The sequence below is a fragment of the Pedobacter sp. 05L430 genome (genome assembly GCF_056397585.1).
On the sequence record NZ_JBFTNT010000057.1, the window covers coordinates 16,303 to 36,982 of the forward strand.

A 20,680-nucleotide genomic window follows, 5' to 3' on the forward strand; every position below is an offset into this window, starting at 1 on the left:
TTGATTATGGCGTTGTTACCGCAACAGGAATTACTTTTCCGTTAAAAAATTTATGTCCTGTTCTGGCAAAATCAGCGACATATTTACCCATTTCGAAAGCTAAAACCGGCGATTGGTAACCCGGGAATGCTTGCTCAAGCATCTCTGTTTGCGCAGAACCAAGAGCCAGGCAGTTTACCTTAATACCAGTTTCTGCCAGTTCAAATGCCAGGCATTCAGTTAAAGTATGTAAAGCAGATTTGCTCGAAGAATAGGCCGAAAGCCCCGGAAATTTAACACTTCCCTGGAACCCACCCATACTGCCAATGTTTACGATATGACTACTCTCACCCATCAAAGGAATTAGGTTTTGGATCATACTAAAATGCCCCACAACATTGCTTTCAAACATCTCATAAAGATCAGCATGAGTAGTTTCCAGAAATGGTTTATTAATTAATGCGCCAGCATTATTTATTAGAATATCAACCTTGCCAAGTCTTTCTTTTAAAAAGGGGATTAGGGCCGCATAGTCGTCATTTACAATATCAAACTCTACGGGCAGCAGTGTACAATCAGGATTAATGCCTTTTGCTATTTCCAAAAGTTTACGTAACTTATCAGAAGACCGGGCAATGCATACTACCTTGTTCTCACTACTTAATGTAAATTCTAAAGCGGCTTCAAAACCAATTCCGCTGCTTGCACCGGTTAATACTATATTCATTAATTATCTTCTTCAGTGATTAATTGACTAACGGGATTTTCGATTACATGTAATCCATCATTAATCAGTTTTTTATGTTCAGCTTCGTTCTCAGACTTAAGCTCTAAATAATTGCGGACCTCTTTTTCCAATTCGGGGAAAAGTTTTTTATGGTGTAAAATTTCAAGCATTTCAAGTGCTGAAAGCCAATCCTGGCGATGTTCTGTCTTTATTTTTTCAAACAAAACAGGTAATTGCTCAAAGCCTGCCTCGTTCTCTCTTATCAAACGCATGCTTTTATAGATGTCATGAAGCTTTTGTGTATTCTCGTCGTAACTTACTTTATGAGTGTGCTTATCGCTCACATGTGTAATTTCCTCATAAGAACCTTTATCTGCCGCACCATTAAATACAGAAACAATGGTCGCACCAACAGCCATGTCGTATACGCCCCAGTCTGGTTGGAAAAGTATATTTCCGTTACTTTCCTTAACTGTACAATCTTCAAACCTGATAAGGAAAGTTTTTTTATTTTTCTGATGGATGATCTTAACAATACCTTTTACAGAAATACCACTTTCAAACTCCAGGATGGCCAGATTAAAAGGCTTGATACCGCATTTCAATAATTGAAATGTGTCCATATCTTCCAGCGGCGTATCCATTCCCTTCAGTTTACCTACCGGCGATGAGAAACCATCTTTGTGATGAAATTTGCCATGATCTTCAAGTTGTTGACCTTCAAAAGCAAGGGCCGATGGTCCGGTGGTTTTTATAAACGTAAGCTCATCATTCTGATCGATACCCATATCTGTAAATACTCCAGTTACCTGTAAACCAGAACTGTAAACAGCAGTTGCCGGGTTTTTACATTCAATAGCTTTAACAATACTTTCTGAACCTCCGCGCCTGAATGCCATTGTATCTGCAAAATCTTCCAAAACATCAATCAGATTTTGGAAAGTTTCGGTTACAAATAATTGAGGCTGTGGCTTAGTAATGTCGTATGGGTAATTTATGGTGTCTTTATTATACCATAATTTTTTTACATCGGGCTTCATGCACGAGGAGCTTTCTCCAATTGATGATAGCAGGCCAGCTCCGTAAATCTTAGGGTTTTCTAAGGTGCCTATCAGGCCATACTCTACAGTCCACCAATGTAATCTGCTCAATAAAGCCATTTCTGAAGGCTCGCCCATATCCTCAGAGATTTGTTGTAAGCGCTGTTCAGCCCTTGCAATTTCCTGTTCCTGAACATCGGCAGCCTCTTTTAATATAGAGAGGTGTCGTATAGCTTCGTACAAGTCAAAATCTTTTGAAGAGAACATCGCCTTGGCACCAATAGAGCCGAAATAACTTAGGTAATTATTATAATCAGTATCCGCAATAATTGGTGCATGACCTGCCGACTCATGAATAATATCGGGAGCAGGAGTATATTCTATATGATTAATCTGACGGATATCGGCTGCAATAACAAGTACACGGTATGCCTGATATTCCATGAATGCCGAAGGTGGAATAAATCCATCCACAGTAACTGCACCCCAGCCTATTTTGCCAAGATTGTCGTTCATGTTTTGCAAATCAGGAATATGTTCAATACTAAGACCTGCCCGTTGTAAGCCCTTTATATATGGATAATAAGCAACATGTTTTAAATAGCTATAATTTTGACGCATCACATACCTCCATACTGCCTGATCGACTGGCGTATATCTTTCGTAATGTTGCTCTACAATAAATTGCTTTAGATGCGTTGGCAACTTAGCTACTTGTGGATTATTAAAGTCATTAAAATCGCTCATTTCTAAAATTGAATATGAAGCGTCTAAGTTAAGGCTATAACAGGCTTTAAACAAGTAAAATTAATTGGATTATAGACACAGCGAACTACTTTTTTACTTTAAACGAAAAGTGCTTTTGAGAAAAATAACTGAAAACAGTTAGAATAGTGGTAATAATAATCTTGGAAATAGTTGGGTAAAATCCGAAAGATAAAAACACCTTAAGCAGGGCATAGTTGAGCAGAATATTTGTAGCTACTACAGATCCATATCTAAACAACTGGATCCGTCCTTTTAAGTCTGATTTTGTAAAAATCAAATACTTATTTAATATAAAACCAATAAAGAAAGTAATTACAGATTCTATGGCCAAAGCTGCTGTTGGTGCAGTAATTAGGTTCGGAAAGAAAGGTATAGAGAGATGAACATCTTTTTGATGCAATACCCAGTTATAGCAAATATAATATACTACAATTCCAGTGGCTGCAGTGGTGCCGCCAGACACCATGTATCTGAATGTATGAATGGGTAGCCAGCGAGAGAATGGAGGATAAAAGAAATCTATTATTTTTAATAAGGCTTTCCTCATGCAATTAGTTTGCTGTTAGTTTATTTTCAATCATCCTGTTATTGTATTGCTGGATAAATGCTTTCAGGTATTTCTCCATTTTCTCTGCAATTAACGGTTCTTTTTCCAGAATGTTGTTTTTTGTTAAACGATCTGTTTTTAAATTATACAAAGCGTTATTTTCTTTCCCATCATTAATTAACAGATAATCGCCCTGGTAAAAGCTAAAAGTACCATCGTTATTATTCACAGCAAAGTTATCATTACCTTCTTTAAATGCATCAAAACCTAATGCAAAATAAGGCTTATCGTAATGTAAATAGTTTAATACGGTTGGCATGATGTCTATCTGTTGCACAACTTTATCAGCTTTTCCTTTTAAGTTTCCGCCCGGATAATACAACACAATTGGGATTGAGAAATATCCTGGTGTTGTTTGATATTCAGGGTAGTAAGAAACAGTTGCATGGTCTGCACAAAGGACAAACAAGGTGTTTTTATACCAAGGCATAGTTGACGCTGTTTTAAAAAAGTTGCGCAAAGCCATATCTGTATAGCCAAAAATTTCCTGTACCGGAAGAGGGCCTTTAGGAAACTTGCCTTTGTATTCATCCGGTAACCTAAACGGATGATGAGATGATAAAGAAAAGAAACTTGAAAAGAACGGCCGTTTAAAGGTATTCATGGTTTGCGCCATGTACTGCATAAAAGGATCATCCCAAATTCCCCAGAATAGATGGAAAGAATAAAGGGCTCTCTGATACTTGGAACACCCGTAATAACAGAAGGCAAAGCATCAATAGATTTGCGGCCGTTGGCATAGGTATGAGTGAAGGTGTAACTCTGGGAAATCAAAGAATCAAGAAAAGGAGTATAGCCTTTGTATTTTCCTCCGTCCAGATCAGTATTTAGGCTTCCCACGTGCTCTTTCCCTAAACTTTCAATAATTAGAAAAACTACATTGAGCGGCTTAAACTTACCGGTATCAGTAGGGATGTGGATCGGATTGTAAATAGAATTTAATGTCTGTTCATCATAAAAATGAACAGGTTTTAACTTAGAAGCTTTAAGTGTTCTGAATATGCAAAATGGTGTATTTAAAACCAGGTTCATCTGATCAGGTGTATCCACAAATTCACCGGCATTACTAAGTGTAATTGGCCTAGTTCCAAAACCCCAGCCGCCTCTAATTCCAGTAAGGCAGGCTAGCGCTATACCTAGCATAAGCGCGGTATGTAATAAATAAACAGGCCAGGTGAAACGAGGTGCTTTGTTAATTTTAACAAGCTCGTAAAGCTTAATAAATAACCACACAAACACCGCAAAAAGGATCAGAAGGTACCAATAGTCGACAAGAAAGTCACCTAATAGTTTAAGCTTGTTTTGCTCGTTTTTAAACTGACTGTAAACTGTTGCTGTGGTACGCTTTAAGGTATACTTATAATAGGCAAAATCGGCAAAGTTTGCCATTATACCTATGCTGTTGGTGATAATGAAAAGCCATTTGCAGAACTTTTGATATCCTTCCTTGTACCTGAAAGTGAAGGGAATAACATGTAATAATATAAATATAAGGTTAATGTACAGCAGGGCGGAAACATCAAATTTCACACCTCCATATAGGATAACAAGATACTTAGAGAAAGTAATGCCTTGAAATAAGCTATGGTTGAAGGCATAAAAGCCCAATCTGCAAAGCGTATATAAAACCAATACAATAAAAAACCGGTATGCCAGTGCCAGGTAAAGATTTACCTCTTTTGTGTTCTTAATTTTCAACTGCCTTTAATTAGAGGCAGTAAAACTAAGTATTTTGAAAACGATTTGTTAACAATAAATTTACGATATGTTCTTTTTGAAATATTGATGACGAGGAACTACCTGGGTAATGCCACAAAATCAATTACTGCACAATAGCCGTATTTTTTGTGAGGTTGAATACTTACCCCAATATAGTTTAACCCATAGGAATCATTTAAGATCATTTTTCTATGTCCAAGATCTGGAACACCTTTATCAAGCAATAACATACAAATATTGTCCAGACCCGAAGAAAAACCAAATGCAAGGTTTTCACCATTGGATCTTTTAGGGTAAATCTCTGATATTCTATCTTTAACCGACCTTCCGTCACTGGAATTGTGCCCGCTAAAATTGTTGCGGTTCATATCCCTTGCATGTTGTTTTGCTACTATGCTTAAAGCCTCGTCTGGCCAAAGCATTGGAAGATCCTTTACCGCTCTAATCTGCTGTGCCAGACTCCGGTAGTACTTATTACTTGTGGTTATTTTAAGCTCATCATAGTTGCTATACTTCATGGCTTTTTTGTTGTGTGCCTCCACAAAATCCTGAAAATAAGTATTAAAGAATTTTTCGCCATCCATACGCGCCAGATTCATATAGATAACCAGATCCTTTTCTTCCCCGGTAAGGTAACTGGAGTTGCCCGCGGTGTTGGCCATTTTTAGCTCCTCTTTAGACCATGTGTAGTCGTCGGATGTGTTTTTGACTTGCGTACTTGTAAAAATAGAAAATAGAAAAAGGATAGATATCGAAAACAGTTTCATGTTTTGACCAATAGCAAAAGCCAGGCCATACTTGGGGTTACAATACGTAATGCTATTATGTTTATCCCACCATTTGATGTGGGTTTATGAGTTCAGTAAATATATTTAGGACTATTTAAATAATAAAACAACTTCTGTTTATGCCGTAAGTGCAATGTGTTAAAGTTACAGCACATCCGTTTTAGCTTAAGAATCAGGGCAAATCCAGAGCGATGTGAAATTTTAAATAGTTTCCATAAGTTAATAAAAAGTTAATGTATCGTTAGTCTTTAAGCTTTTTTAGAGTTTTACTTTTGTTGAAATTTTTAATACATTGTGATGACCAAACGATTTTAAAACCAACATCTTTTGAAGGGCCTGACTGATTTAGCTTTATTGGATTTACTAAAAGATGATAGCGATGATGCATTTAATGAAATTTATGCACGCTATTGGGACTTGGTGTACGCTGTTGCCTGTAAAAAACTAAATGACCGTGAAGAGGCAAAGGATGTTGTACATGATCTGTTTATGCTCATCTGGGTTAAACGTCATTCGATCAATATCACCACTACATTTGTCGGATACATTTACGTGATCCTCAAAAATAAGCTTACCGATCTTAATCGCAGGCAAACACTTCGTATTAAGCACGATGATGAAGCAATAAAGACCCATCCTTTCGCAGATAATGATGTGTTTGACCAACTTGTATCTAAGGACATGGCACAGCAATTGCAATTAGAAATTCAAGATATGCCTTCCGGAATGCGAAAGGTATTTTTAATGAGTAGGGAAGAACAGCTTTCGGTTAATGAAATAGCCGGCAAATTATCCATTTCTTCTCAAACCGTAAAAAATCAAATTACGAGTGCTCTTAAAAGACTTAGGTCTAAATATCAGGCTAATTAAAATATTTTATTTCTACATAGTACCTCTTTAATTCTTGTTCGTTATGTATTTAGAATGGACGCTAAGAATAAAAAAGAAATCTATAAAGAATTTGGCATTTCCGATCCTTCAGAATTTTTTGAGGATCAGGATGACAAAGAGCAGTTACGCAAGGAGATGCTTGCGCGCATTACTGCAAGCAGGTATGCTCATGACAAACAATCCGCAAACAAGCAAAAACGTATAAGTAAGAAATTGATGCTGGCAATGGCTGCGGCCATTAGTTTTGTTCTGCTCTCGGCTGGTATCGTGTTTTATTACAATTCTTATTTTAAAGCCAACGACTTTGTAATAGTTAAAGTGCCTATGGGCAAAACCCAATTGGTTACACTACCCGATGGTTCCACTGTTTGGCTTAACGCCGCTAGTACCTTAAAATATCCCAAAAAGTTTGGAGCGAAAAGGATAGTTTATCTGGAAGACGGGGAGGGGTTCTTTAATGTGGTTCACAATGAAAAAGTACCTTTTATTGTTGAGTCCTCATCGTTAAAAACATTTGTTCTGGGAACATCATTTGTTGTTAAATCTTATAAAAGCCTCTCTACAGCCTCAGTATCTGTTGTAACCGGAAAGGTAGCGGTTAGTAATCATGACAAACAGATCAGTGTACTTACCCCCAATCAAGAGGTGGTGTATAATAAAGTTACCCACAAGCCGAAAACACTTACAACTAAGGCTGTTGAAAAAACAGAATGGAATAATGGCAAAGTTAATTTAAACGGAGTGTATTTTGAAGAGGCTGTTCTCGCTGTTGAAAATGCATACGGAGTTAAAATAGATTATGACAAGGAATTATTTAAGAATTGCCAGAATACCTTCAACATTAACGCGAAACAAAGTCTTAAAGAAACTTTAGATCTAATCGCCCTGATTCAGGGAATTACTTATCAAATTAAAGAAAAGGAGGTACTGATAACAGGAAACGGGTGTAATTAGACCAGAAAAAATAATGATCAGTACCTGTTGGAGCAGATACTGATCTAAATGTACAGCATGCGGGTAATTCGTCGAAAAATCTTCCGTATGGCTGTTTTGTGTTTCATTTAAACTATAAAACGATTAAAAATATGAAAAAAAACATTACTACACTAATTCTTAAGATAATGAAGGTAGGATTAATAGTGTTTGCTACTTTACTTACTTCTGCCGGAACCCTTTTAGCAGAAACTGTTTTTAGCCAGAATCTTAAAGATGTTAGGGTAACTCTCAACCTTAATGGCGAATCATTAGAAAGAGCAATTGAAAAGATCAGTAAAACAAGTAAGCTTGACTTTTCTTATAACAACAATGAATTACGAAAGGTAAAAGGAATTGTGATAAACGTATCTAACGAGCCGATAACCGAAGTGCTTGTACGTTTATTAGATCAGACGCCATTTTCCTATAGGGAGATAGATCAAAATATTGTGATCTTCAGGAAGAGGAATGAATTGTCTGGAGAGAAGCAATTGATAAAGGGAAAAGTAACCGACGAAACTGGTATACCATTGCCAGGAGTAACGGTACAGATTAAAGGGACCACTTCTTCTGTAACTACTGATGTAAATGGAGTTTATGAACTTAATGTAGCGTCCTCTGCTGATATTTTAGTGTTTTCTTATATGGGTTTAACCACTCAGGAAGTTGTTGTAGGTACACAACAACAGATCAATGTCGTTTTAAAAGACGATCAGAAGATTCTGAATGAAGTTGTTGTGGTTGGATATGGCACACAGAAAAAAATAAATTTGAGCGGTGCAGTTGATGGAATAACCAGTAAAGAAATCGAAAACAGGCCTTTTTCAAGCGTAGGGGCTAGTTTACAGGGACTAATTCCAAACCTTAATATAACTATTTCAAGTGGACAGGTTAATAAAGCACCAGCTTTTAACCTCAGAGGTTATACATCACTAAATGGCGGATCACCTTATATTCTGGTTGATAATGTGCCATTTACTGCCGATGAATTAATGGCTTTAAATCCTAATGACATAGAGAGTGTGTCGACTTTAAAGGATGCAGCATCAGCTGCAATTTACGGTGCCAGAGGAGCTTTTGGCGTAATTTTGATTACAACAAAAACTGCTAAGAGTAACGATCTTAAGGTATCTGCAAATACTTATTACGCAATACGTACCTTGGGTAAGGTTCCTGATATTGTAACTGATCCCCTTAAGACCATGGAGTTTAAGCACGATGCTGCTTATCCGCTATACAACCTGTTTCCAGAAAATGTAAGAGAGTATGCCAGACAACGTTCAGAAAATCCTTCTCTTCCGTCTGTAATTATATCGCCAACAGATCCTAATGCATGGGCATATTATGGATCTACAAACTGGATGAATGAGGTGTATCATAACACTGCCCCAACTTATAGCGCTAATTTCAGCATATCTAAAAGAGACGAAAAACTAAGCTATTATACTTCAGGTGAATATTTCACAAATAAAGGAATGTTGCGCTACGGAAATGATAACTATGATCGGTATAATTTAAGAGCAAAAGCAGATTATAAGCTAAGGAATTGGTTAACTCTTGGTAATAATACCTCTTTTATGTCTAGCACTTATGATGAATCTGTTTATGGCGGGGAAGGCTTCTTTCATAATGTTAACAGGCAGAGTTCTCTTGATGTTCCAAAGAACCCTGATGGAAGCTGGACCTCGACCGGTGCCGCTCTATTGGGAAGATTACAAAGTGGCGGACGTAGTGTAACCAGAAGCAATAATTTTCAAACAACATTTAATGCCAAAGCTGAACTGGTAAAGGATGTATGGGATTTAAAGGCTGATGCTACCTTTAGAAGAATAGATACTGCAGGCAGATCGTTTGATGTACCCGTACCATATAAAACAGGACCTAATTCGGCCATAAGTTATAGTGGTTCGAACCCAACCTGGGCTCAAAATGATACTAGGCTTGTGAGACATAATATTTATAACATTTATACAGATTTTCATAAAACCTTTGGTTTAAAACACTATTTGCAAGTATTGGCAGGCTTTAATCAGGAATATAGATATCGTACCACTAATTCTGTTACACGCAAGGGATTGATCAGCAATACACTACCGTCTATTTCTTTAGCAACCGGTGATATGACCGGTAGTGAACGAATTGAAGATTGGGCAGTAAGGGGATGGTTTTATCGCTTGAATTATATTTTTGATAATAAATACATTCTGGAATTAAATGGCCGTTATGATGGCACTTCACGTTTCCCAAGCGACGATCGTTGGGGATTTTTCCCTTCAGCTTCAGCTGCATGGGTAGTAACGGGTGAAAATTTCTTTAAGCCTGTAGCAGAAAGCATCGGACTTGATTTATTAAAACTACGTGCGTCTTATGGTTCATTGGGTAATCAGGATGTGGATTCATATTTATACATTCCTTCTATGGCATCTGGGCAGATTGATCAGATTCTTGATGGCAAAAGACCCATTCAAGTTCTCCCTCCAGGAGCAGTTGCCCCAAGTTTAACCTGGGAAAAGGTATCAACAATTAACTTTGGTGGTGATGTAAGCTTTCTCAAAAATCGTTTTGATTTGAGTTTTGATGCTTATACCCGGTACACAGAGGGTATGCTTACAAAGGGTAAAACCTTACCTGGCCCTTTTGGTGTTAATGAACCAAAAGTAAATGCTGCAGATTTGAAAACAAAAGGCTGGGAAATAAGATTGGGCTGGAAAGATGGATTTATGCTCGCTGAAAGCCAATTTTACTATAACATAGGATTTAATATGGGCGATAGTCGTTCGTATATTACCAGATTTGATAATCCAAATGGTTTGTTATCTGATCATTATGTTGGTAAAGAAATCGGAGAGATATGGGGCTTGGAAACAGAAGGCTTTTTCCAGAACAAAGAAGAACTTGCTAACCATGCTGACCAAACTGCTGTTGGGGCTGATGATACAGGGTATAAATTTGATGTGGGTGACTTAAAATTCAAGGACCTAAATGGTGATGGCAAAATAGATAAAGGTAAAAATACACTTGCCGATCATGGAGATCAGAAGATCATTGGTAATAATAGGGCAAGGTACCAATATGGAATAGACTTGAACGCAGGCTGGAAGGGGTTTGATGTAAGGGTATTCTTCCAAGGTGTTGGTAAAAGAGATTGGTATCCTGGTCCAAGCAACCATTATTTCTGGGGCGTTTATGCACAACCATGGGCCAATGTTCAGGTTCATAATCTTGACCACTGGACTCCCGAAACACCAGATGCTTACTTCCCGAGGGTTAAAGCCTATATTGCAGAAGATGCTACTGAACTTGGAAATCCACAGACTAAATATTTGCAGGATGCTTCTTATTTACGGTTAAAAAACCTAACACTTGGTTATACACTGCCAAAAACTTTAACGAATCGGATAAAACTGGATAAACTGCGCCTTTACTTCAGTGCAGAAAACATATTTGATGTATCTCATATTAAAGCAAATCTGGATCCTGAAGGGCTCGATGGTAAGGTCTATCCATTCCAAAAAACCTTTTCTTTTGGTTTAAACCTTAATTTTTAACTCAAGCAGAAAGTATTATGAAACTAAGAATAAATTATATCCTTATAATAGGATTTATAGCTATAGCAATAACAGCCTGCAAGAAGGATTTTTTGCAACGTAATCCTCAAACACAAATTACTGACGCCGTCTTTTTTCAGTCACCATCAGACCTCGAAACATATAGCAATGGCTTTTACAAGCAGTTGAGCCCTTCGTACGATGATATTAACTCTGATAATATTGCTAACTATAATGCAAATGGTGAGGTTGATAATCTGGTAAGAGGCGGCATATCATCTTCAAACGTTGGTGGCTGGGATAAAAAGGACTGGGCAGATTTGCGTCAAATTAACTATATGCTTGATCATATTAATCAGGTAAAAGGTGATCAAACACTAATTAATCATTATGTAGGTATTGCCCGTTTTTTCCGTGGCCTTTATTATTTTAAAAAGATCAAAACCTATAGCAATGTACCATGGTTTTCAAAGGTTGTAAATTCCGAAGATCCTAATCTTTATAAAGGTCAGGATCCACGAGCAATGGTTGCCGATTCGGTTTTGAACGATCTTACTTATGCCGCAAATAATATTAAAGCAGATGGAAGCAATACACGCGTCACCAAATGGGCGGCACTTACTTTATTGGCACGCTTTGCGCTTCACGAGGGTACTTTTAGGAAATACCATGATGAGATAGCATTAACAAACGACTATCAGCGTTTTCTTGACGTTGCTATAACCGCTACGGCCCAAATTATAAAAGACGGTGGCTTTGTTATCTACAATACAGGAAAGGCTGGTGAAGACTATCGTGCCTTATTTTCAAGTGCAAATTTAGCCGCGAATAAAGAGATGATTATGTGGGCTGATTATGGAAAAGAACTTGGAGTTGGTAACAATAGCCATACAGTATTAGACTATATCTGGTCTCTTAGTAAAAATCTGGCTGATACTTATCTTAAAACAGATGGTTCTCCATTTACCTCAACACCCGGCTACAATACCAAGTTATATACAGAAGTGTTTGCCGGTCGCGACCCTCGTATGGCAGAAACTATTATTAATCCGGCATTTAGAGGGCCGAATAATGCTACGGCGCCATATAGAATAAAGCCAACCCTTGGAGGTTATAATCAAATTAAATTTTATCCCCGTTCTGCTGATTTAATGCAAGGCTGGGTAATGAACTACACAGACTTGCCAATATTTAGATATGCTGAGGTTCTTTTGATAAATGCAGAGGCAAAGGCTGAATCCGGAACGATTACTCAAGCCGACCTGGATCAGACAATTAATAAGTTAAGGAATAGGGTGCAAATGCCTGCATTAAGCATGGGGGTAGCACTAGATCCGGTACTTTCAGCTACTTACCCTAATGCCATGGGAGCAAATACAGCGGTATTGCTTGAAATTCGCAGGGAAAGAAGGGTGGAGATGGCTTGCGAAGGTTTAAGGTATGATGATATAGTTCGTTGGAAAGTAGGTAAAGTTTTACAAAACAGTCAGCAAGGGATGTATGTTCCGGCAATGGGTGGATTGGATGTTACAGGAGATGGTATACCTGATATTGCAATTCTAACCTCTCCTAATGATGAATCTGCGATCGCAAATCTCCCAGAGGATGTGAAAAAGAACCTATCTAAATACTACTTAAAAGATAAAGACGGTAAGGACCAGAATTTTTACCTTACTAATGGCACTTCTGGTTTTGTAGCATTTACGCGCGATAGAGATCAGCCGAGAACATTTCTTGAACCAAAGTATTATTACAGGCCAATACCAATAAGTGAAACTGTAGTTAACCCGGCCTTAAAACAAGTGTTTGGCTGGTAATAATATTAAAATGACAGCACTCTCCGGCAGCAGGTTTAATCGCCTGCTGCTTTTTAAATTTACACACAAACAAACCATGAGAATACTAGCGATTTTATTTTTTTACTTATCTTTTGTTGGTATAGCAAATGCCCAATTTAAGGGAAAGGTTTTTCTAGATAAAAATAAGAACAAACTTGCTGATACATCTGAGCCGGGTATAGCCAATGTAGCCGTATCTGATGGGCAAAATGTATTAAGCACAGATAAAGAGGGTAGCTTTAACCTGCCTGGTCATTCAAAAACGAGGTTTATATTCATTACTATTCCTGCTGGTTATAAACTAACTGATAAACATTATATCAAAGTAGGTGAGACGACAGATAAGGTATATAATTTTGGTTTAGTTGAAGATCCTACAAGTGCCGGAACATCTGTTAAAATGCTTCAGATTACGGATACCGAGACTGATAAGTACAACGATTGGATTGTGAATGTAAAGAACTATGCAAAAAAACAGGGCATCAGCTTTATTGTTCATACCGGCGATATCTGTTACGAAAAGGGATTAAACTTCCATGCCAACCAGATTACATCTGAAACATTGGGTAAGCAAATTTTTTACTGTATTGGTAATCATGACCTCGTTAAAGGGGCTTATGGCGAGGAACTGTTTGAAAATTTGTTTGGCCCGGTATATTACTCTTTTGATGCCGGACCAGCACATTTTATTGTAACTCCAATGAGGTCTGGCGATTTTCAGCCATCGTATACAGTGGATGAGGTAATCAGCTGGATGAAAAATGACCTTGCTGCTGTAGATAAAAACAAACCCGTAATTATCTTTAATCATGATCTCCTTACTTACAACGATCAATTCATTTTAAAAGGTAAAAACGATTCTATCAATTTAAATGATAATAATTTAAAAGCATGGGTTTATGGCCATTGGCACAATAATTTTGTAAGGAAAAGCGAAAAGACAGGGATTCATTACATTTCATCTGCACCACCTGATAAAGGGGGAATAGATAACTCTGCAGGACAATTCCTGTCTATAGAAATTGATAAAAATGGTGTAAAAAAAGTAAAACCACATTATACTTATTTGCATAAGCACCTGGTGGTAACTACTCCATCCGGGTCGGATATGGTAAAGGTGAAAAACGGAGCACTAATCGTAAATGCGAATGTTTACGATAGTGAAACTACTGTAATGAATGTTAAGAGCATAATCTATGATGGTAAAGGAAATAAGCTGGCCGAAACAGCTTTGACCGCAAATACTGATTGGAATTGGGAAGGGAAAATACCCGTGACTAAGTTGGCAAAAGGGAAACCTTTAACAATACAAACCGAAGTTGTTTTTGCAGATGGCGAGCAGCACATACAGAAACAGTCTTTTAAAATTGATACAGAAACATCATTAAAATGGATAAGTAACATAAAAGGAAATATATGGAAAACTGCACCCCTGTTTGCCGAAGGGCGACTATTTGCGGCTACAATAGATGATGGTAACAATATCAATTGCGGAATTACAGCACTTGATCCGCAGAGTGGAAAAGTTTTATGGCATTATAAAACCCGTAACTCCATCAAACATGAAATAGCTTATGACCGCGGATTGGTACTATGTACAGATATGGAAGGCTTTACTTATGCGCTAGAAGCATCATCTGGTGAATTGGTTTGGAAGAAAGACCTGGGCATGAAGAGCTTGCCTGGCTACATCTCTGCAGGGGTAGCAGAGAACGGTATTTATTATACAGGGGCTGAAGGTTATTTCCAGGCACTTGAGGTTAAATCAGGTAAAACTATTTGGGTAAATAAAGAGTGGGGAGGAGGAGAAGGTACACCTGAAAAGATGACAATTGCGGGCGATGTCATAATTACCGGCAGTAATTGGCAAAGTCTATTCGGTCATGATAAAAGAACTGGTAAATTACTATGGAAAAGAAGTGACGAAGGTTTGCGTTTTAGAAGCAGTACCGGGAAGTATGTAAATGGTAAATTATACATCACTGGTCTGAACGCCATTTTTGTGTTAGATCCTCAAACCGGAAAGACACTTCAAAAAATTGATGCCAATTATGAATTTAAGGTAATGGCAGCACCTTTGGTTACAGATAAGCATATTATTATGCCAACCGCTAAACATGGAGTTGTTGCTTATGATGTTAATACTTTACAAGAAACGTGGAATACTACTACTGGCAATGCGCTTGTTTATTCTGCTCCGTATGCAGGTCCCGAGTCGGCTACTGTAGAATGTTCAGTTATTAAGTATAAAAATAAGCTTCTTCTTGGAGCCTCTGATGGATATATCTATGTCTTGGATGAAAATTCTGGAAATGTACTGAGGAAAATTAATCTGGGCGCTCCAATATTTGCTGATTTATCAGTTGTTGAAAACACCCTTTATGTAGCAGATTTTGCAGGGAATGTATTTGCCCTCACAAATTTCTAGAAATAACGATTGCTAAATTCCGGAACAGCCTTGTTGCAAATAGCGACAGGGCTGTTTTACTTTAGATGAGCGTGGACATTTTTCAAAATGAAACATTTTATAATAAAATGATATACATTATTAAAAATAATAACTCTGAACACTTTTTTTAACTTCAAATTTTTATTAATTTGCTTTAACAGAAACACTTACACAAATCATCCCTATGAAATGTCGTTCTCACCTCCTGGTCGTCTTTTTATTTTGCAGCCCCCTTTTAAGTAAAGCACAAGGAATAAGCGTTCCCGTTTCTGAAAAAGCCAAGATCAATTTTTCAGGAATGCTGCAAACTCAATTTAATTATTCGCTTGATGACGATATTGATATTGCTGGTATGCATCATGCCGGCGATGAGCATTTTTCCAGAAATTCTTTTTCTGTAAAACGGGCACGTTTACAATTGAATGCTACTATAAACGATCGAATTAACGCTGTTATACTGGTCAACTTTGGTGATTTTACAGGCAACCCTCAAAACAAAGTGCTCGAAAACGCATACATTAAGTACAGTATTAATGATTATGTGAATTTCCAATTCGGTCAGTTCAGGCCTCAATTTGGTCAGGAAGATAATTATCCTGTTGATTTTGTACGTTCCATTGATTATTCAAATCAATATTATCTTTTTGGTTCAAACAGTTGGCAGAGCTTTCAAATAGGTGCCACTTATTTTGGAGAGATTAAAAATACTGATGTTCCTGTAAAATATTATATAGGTATTTTTAATGGCAACAACCGAAATCAGGTAAGTGATAACGACGACGGTAAAATAATTCCTGCCCGAATTGTAGTTGGTTTAGGTAAAACTACGCAGTTGGGTGCCAGTGGTGGAGTTGGCAAAAACATGGGCCAAAAAATATGGGCTTATGGTGCCGATGTTGATTATAAAAAGCAGCTGAATGAGCGGTGGGGTATAGAACTTGTTTCAGAATATAAACAAGGGATAAACAGTGTTGCATTCTTTGGCCAGGAAAATCTGGTAATCCCGGTAAGTGAGTATGCAATGCGCGGCATCTATGTATTGCCAAATGTGGCTTACAGTATTAAAAATGCTAGACTCAAAAGTTTGGAATTTGCAGTGCGATATGAATACCTCGATTCAGATTTTAAGCAAGTGGGAAATTCCCGACAAAGTTATATTCCAATGATCAGTGCGGCCTTTGCTGAAGCATACGCCATTAGAGTTCAATTGGGATTGCTAATGGACAGATACGAAAGAAATATCCCCAATACAACGCAGTACAATACAAATAGGATTATTTGCCAGGTTCAGGCAAGATTTTAATTATCTAATTCACTCTAATCCGTTAAATTATGAAAGAGATCAACTACAAAATGATGCTGGCTACATTGGCTTTTGGGTTGTTAATCTGGTTTTTACCAGTACCAGAAGGTGTAAAGCCCGAAGCATGGCATTTGCTGGCTATTTTTTTAGCAACTATTTTAGGTATTATCTTAAAAGCAGCTTCCATGGGTACCATGTCTATGATTGCTATCGCAATAGTTGCTTTAACAGGGGTGTTGGCACCAGGAAACCCGGGTAAGTCGATCTCAATGGCCTTAAGTAGTTTTGGAGATAAGGTTATCTGGCTAATTGGCATTTCATTTTTCATCGCAAGGGGCTTTATAAAAACGGGTCTTGGAAGCAGAATTGCCTACCTTTTTATCAGAGTGTTTGGCCGAAGCTCTCTAGGTTTGGGTTATGGATTGGGCCTTGCAGATCTTGTACTGGCACCCGCTATTCCAAGTAATACTGCAAGAGGGGGTGGTATTATTTATCCGATCATGAAGTCTATGGCCCTTAATTTCGATTCAGTTCCAGAAAAACCGGAAACGCACCGTAAGCTAGGAGGCTATTTAACATTAAGTTGTTATAACATCAACCTCATCACGTCCTCAATGTTTCTAACAGGTACAGCGAGTAATCCCATGTGTCAGAAATTTGCTGCAGATCTTGGTATAAATATCACATGGATGTCTTGGATGTGGGCCGCAATAATTCCAGGAATTATCTCTTTGATTCTGGTGCCATATATCTTATACAAAATCTATCCTCCGGAAATAAAATCGACGGGAGGAGCACCTAAAATGGCCTCCGAAAAATTGAAAGAGATGGGAGCTGTAACACGCAACGAATGGTTGATGTTAACTGCATTTGTTGTCTTGCTTTTTTTATGGATAACAGGAGATATTTTTAAAATCGACGCCACAACTACTGCCTTTATTGGTCTGGTATTCCTGTTGTTATCGCAGGTTTTAACCTGGGAAGATGTGAAAAGTGAAAAGGGCGCATGGGATACAATTGTATGGTTCTCGGCCTTGGTAATGATGGGTAGTTCTTTGAATACGCTGGGATTAATCCCATGGTTCAGTGAATTGGTAAGGGCAAAAATAGGAGGGCTGAGCTGGACCATGGCTTTTCCTATTATTATTCTGGTTTACTTTTACAGTCATTATTTGTTTGCAAGTGCAACAGCGCACGTTGCGTCTATGTATGCAGCTTTGCTTGGCGTGGGTATCACCATTGGCATTCCGCCCATGCTGCTTGCATTATCGCTGGGCTTTTGTGGTGGTATTTTTGGAACATTAACCCATTACGGGCATGGTCCGGCACCGGTATTTTTTGGAAGTACATTCGTTGATGTCAAGGACTGGTGGTCAAAGGGATTTGTTTTGAGTATCGTTTTTCTTTTGATCTGGATGGGAATAGGCGGGCTGTGGTGGAAGATGATCGGCTTGTATTAATTTAAAGCTTATGGATAATAAAAACAGAGCATCTACACTGATGCGAAAAACGCTAATGGCAGTTACGGGGTTGTTTCTGTGTTTTTTTCTTGTCATTCATTTGCTTGGAAATCTGCAGTTATTATTACCTGCCGAACAAGCAAAAGCCAGCTTTAACAGTTATTCTCAGCTGCTATCCGGCAATATTTTTATAAAGATCATTTCTTATGTTCTCTATGCATCTATTGTAATTCATTGCCTGGATGCATTGATAATTACGCTTAAAAATAAAAAAACAGCAGGCAGGTATGCCGTGGATAACAGGGGCAAAGCCAGCAAATGGTATTCAAGAAATATGGGGATACTTGGCACACTAATTCTGATATTTTTGGTATTTCATTTCAGGGATTTTTGGTATCAGTACAAGTTCGGAAGCTTACCGAAAGATGAAAGTGGGCATAAAGACCTATACGCAATAGTGGTGGCTGCCTATCACGACTGGTGGTATGTACTTTTCTATGTGCTGTCTATGTTCGCGCTGGGTTATCATCTGCTGCATGGCTTTTATAGTGCAGCCAGATCACTGGGTTTGTATCATCCTAAATATGTTTCGTGGGTAAGGACTTTTGGTACAGGCTATAGCTATATCATCACTATCGGTTTCGCTATTATTCCAATTTATATTTACTTAACTCAACATGTTTTATGGAACTGAACGCTAAAATACCACCGGGACCATTAAAAGATAAATGGAGTTTCTATAAAGACCATGCTAAGCTGGTTAATCCCGCCAACCGAAAAAAAATGGACGTTATTGTTATTGGTACCGGACTGGCAGGTAGTGCTGCTGCGGCATCATTGGCCGAGATGGGATACAATGTTAAATCTTTCTGTTTTCAGGATTCAGCAAGGCGTGCACACTCAGTAGCTGCACAAGGTGGAGTAAATGCGGCCAAGAATTACAAGAATGATGGAGATAGTGTTTATCGTATGTTCTATGATACCATTAAAGGCGGCGATTTCCGGTCACGCGAAGCAAACGTTTATAGGCTTGCAGAATGTTCGGCTCAGTTAATAGATCAGGCAGTTGCCCAAGGTGTGCCTTTTGGCAGAGAATATGGCGGGTATCTGAATAATCGATCTTTTGGAGGTGTACAGGTTAGCCGGACTTTTTATGCAAGGGGACAAACCGGACAACAGTTGCTTTTAGGATCTTATCAGGCTTTAATGCGTCAGGTTGCTGCCAAAACTGTTAAGCTTTACACAAGGCATGAAATGTTGGATGTAGTAGTTATCGATGGAAAAGCAAGAGGCGTTATTGTAAGAAATCTTGATACAGGAGAGATAGAAAGGCATAGTGCTCATACCGTAATTTTGGCCACCGGGGGCTTTGGTAAAATCTATTATTTATCAACCCTTGCAATGGGATGCAATGCATCTGCCATATGGCGTGCACACAAGAAGGGTGCATTAATGGCATGTCCAAGCTGGACCCAGGTACACCCAACATCCTTACCACAATCGGGCGATTACCAATCTAAGCTCACACTTATGTCTGAGTCGCTGCGGAATGATGGGCGAATTTGGGTGCCTTTAAAACCTTCTGAAAACCGGAAACCTAATGATATTCCTGAATCAGAACGTGATTACTACCTGGAAAGACGTTACCCTGCCTTCGGTAATCTTGCCCCACGCGATATTTCCTCGAGAGCGGCAAAGGAACGCATAGACGCAGGATTTGGAGTAGGGCCGCAAAGGAATGCCGTTTATCTGGATTTTTCCAAGGCGATTAAGGAGCAGGGAAAAGGGCGTATTAAAGAGAAGTATGGCAACCTGTTTGACATGTACCGCAAAATTACGGCTACCGACGCCTATGTAGAGCCTATGATGATATCTCCTGCGGCTCACTTCTCAATGGGCGGACTATGGGTTGATTATGAACTGATGACGACCATACCAGGATTGTTTGCCCTTGGTGAAGCTAACTTTGCTGATCATGGAGCCAACAGGTTAGGTGCAAATTCTTTATTACAGGCATGTGTAGACGGTTATTTTATTGCACCATATACGGTTTCAAATTATCTGGCCGGAGAAATTAAATCAGAAAGGGTGCCGATAGATCATCAGGCATTTATCGATGCCGAAGTTCAGGTAAGAGCGCAACTAAGTAAACTGCTGGAAATAAATGGCACTAAAACGGCCGATTATTTCCATAAGACTTTAGGCAAGTTATTATACGATTATTGTGGTTTATCAAGAAGCAAAGAAGGATTAATCCACGCCATAAACGAAATAAAAAAGCTAAGGGCTGATTTTTATAAAGACCTTAAAGTTCCTGGCGATGAAGATGAGATGAACGGAGAATTGGAAAAGGCAGGTCGTATTGGTGATTATCTCGAAGTGGCAGAGTTGATGTGCCTGGATGCTTTAACTCGAGACGAATCATGTGGTGCCCATTTTAGAGAAGAATATCAAACTCCGGAAGGAGAGGCTTTAAGGAATGATGAAAAGTTCTGTTTCGTATCTGCCTGGAAATGGCGGGGAGAAGGACAGGAAGAATTGCTGATCCCTGAACCATTACACTTTGAAAATGTTGAACTGGCAGTAAG

General features: G+C 38.4%; 15 protein-coding genes. 9 read left to right on the top strand and 6 right to left on the bottom strand.

The features are described from left to right. Positions 1-4 precede the first annotated feature (4 nt). From AC1DG9_RS11115 to AC1DG9_RS11140, 6 genes are all read right to left on the bottom strand, one after another. A complete protein-coding gene (locus AC1DG9_RS11115) occupies positions 5-706 on the bottom strand; it encodes an SDR family oxidoreductase (RefSeq protein ID WP_172660751.1) in 702 nt (233 codons plus the stop codon). Further along, positions 706-2,493, bottom strand: a complete 1,788-nt coding sequence (locus AC1DG9_RS11120; RefSeq protein WP_337715668.1) for an aromatic amino acid hydroxylase — start codon at positions 2,491-2,493, stop codon at positions 706-708. Before AC1DG9_RS11120 ends, AC1DG9_RS11115 begins: the two co-directional genes overlap by 1 nt. Positions 2,494-2,578: 85 nt before the next feature. Further along, positions 2,579-3,061, bottom strand: coding sequence for a GtrA family protein (locus AC1DG9_RS11125; RefSeq protein ID WP_172660749.1), 483 nt, complete (start codon positions 3,059-3,061; stop codon positions 2,579-2,581). 4 nt (positions 3,062-3,065) lie between these two features. Further along, complete coding sequence (locus AC1DG9_RS11130; RefSeq protein ID WP_477634630.1) at positions 3,066-3,725, bottom strand: LTA synthase family protein; 660 nt, start codon at positions 3,723-3,725, stop codon at positions 3,066-3,068. Further along, positions 3,722-4,819: an LTA synthase family protein gene (locus AC1DG9_RS11135; protein ID WP_477634631.1), complete on the bottom strand. Its 1,098-nt coding sequence runs from the start codon at positions 4,817-4,819 to the stop codon at positions 3,722-3,724. The genes AC1DG9_RS11130 and AC1DG9_RS11135 overlap by 4 nt, the downstream gene beginning before the upstream one ends. 98 nt (positions 4,820-4,917) lie before the next feature. After that, positions 4,918-5,607, bottom strand: a complete 690-nt coding sequence (locus AC1DG9_RS11140) for a CAP domain-containing protein (protein ID WP_172660747.1) — start codon at positions 5,605-5,607, stop codon at positions 4,918-4,920. Between the two features lie 348 nt (positions 5,608-5,955). Here AC1DG9_RS11140 and AC1DG9_RS11145 point away from each other — a divergent pair, with 348 nt between their 5' ends. The 9 genes from AC1DG9_RS11145 to AC1DG9_RS11185 all read left to right on the top strand — a co-directional run. Continuing rightward, positions 5,956-6,498, top strand: coding sequence for an RNA polymerase sigma factor (locus AC1DG9_RS11145; protein WP_172660746.1), 543 nt, complete (start codon positions 5,956-5,958; stop codon positions 6,496-6,498). A 54-nt stretch (positions 6,499-6,552) separates the two neighbouring features. Then, positions 6,553-7,473, top strand: a complete 921-nt coding sequence (locus tag AC1DG9_RS11150) for a FecR family protein (RefSeq protein WP_172660745.1) — start codon at positions 6,553-6,555, stop codon at positions 7,471-7,473. A 131-nt stretch (positions 7,474-7,604) separates the two neighbouring features. Then, positions 7,605-11,042: a TonB-dependent receptor gene (locus AC1DG9_RS11155; protein WP_337715664.1), complete on the top strand. Its 3,438-nt coding sequence runs from the start codon at positions 7,605-7,607 to the stop codon at positions 11,040-11,042. Positions 11,043-11,059: 17 nt separating this feature from the next. Beyond that, positions 11,060-12,859: a RagB/SusD family nutrient uptake outer membrane protein gene (locus tag AC1DG9_RS11160; RefSeq protein WP_337715662.1), complete on the top strand. Its 1,800-nt coding sequence runs from the start codon at positions 11,060-11,062 to the stop codon at positions 12,857-12,859. Between the two features lie 10 nt (positions 12,860-12,869). Beyond that, a complete protein-coding gene (locus tag AC1DG9_RS11165; protein ID WP_337715660.1) occupies positions 12,870-15,308 on the top strand; it encodes an outer membrane protein assembly factor BamB family protein in 2,439 nt (812 codons plus the stop codon). 205 nt (positions 15,309-15,513) lie between these two features. Then, positions 15,514-16,632: a porin gene (locus AC1DG9_RS11170; RefSeq protein WP_288880562.1), complete on the top strand. Its 1,119-nt coding sequence runs from the start codon at positions 15,514-15,516 to the stop codon at positions 16,630-16,632. 29 nt (positions 16,633-16,661) lie between these two features. Continuing rightward, positions 16,662-18,092, top strand: a complete 1,431-nt coding sequence (locus AC1DG9_RS11175) for an anion permease (RefSeq protein ID WP_172660741.1) — start codon at positions 16,662-16,664, stop codon at positions 18,090-18,092. 10 nt (positions 18,093-18,102) lie between these two features. Then, positions 18,103-18,786, top strand: a complete 684-nt coding sequence (locus tag AC1DG9_RS11180; protein ID WP_172660740.1) for a succinate dehydrogenase cytochrome b subunit — start codon at positions 18,103-18,105, stop codon at positions 18,784-18,786. Next, on the top strand, positions 18,777-20,680 hold a 1,904-nt coding region (locus AC1DG9_RS11185), incomplete at its 3' end, for a fumarate reductase/succinate dehydrogenase flavoprotein subunit (RefSeq protein WP_477634632.1). The genes AC1DG9_RS11180 and AC1DG9_RS11185, both read left to right, overlap by 10 nt.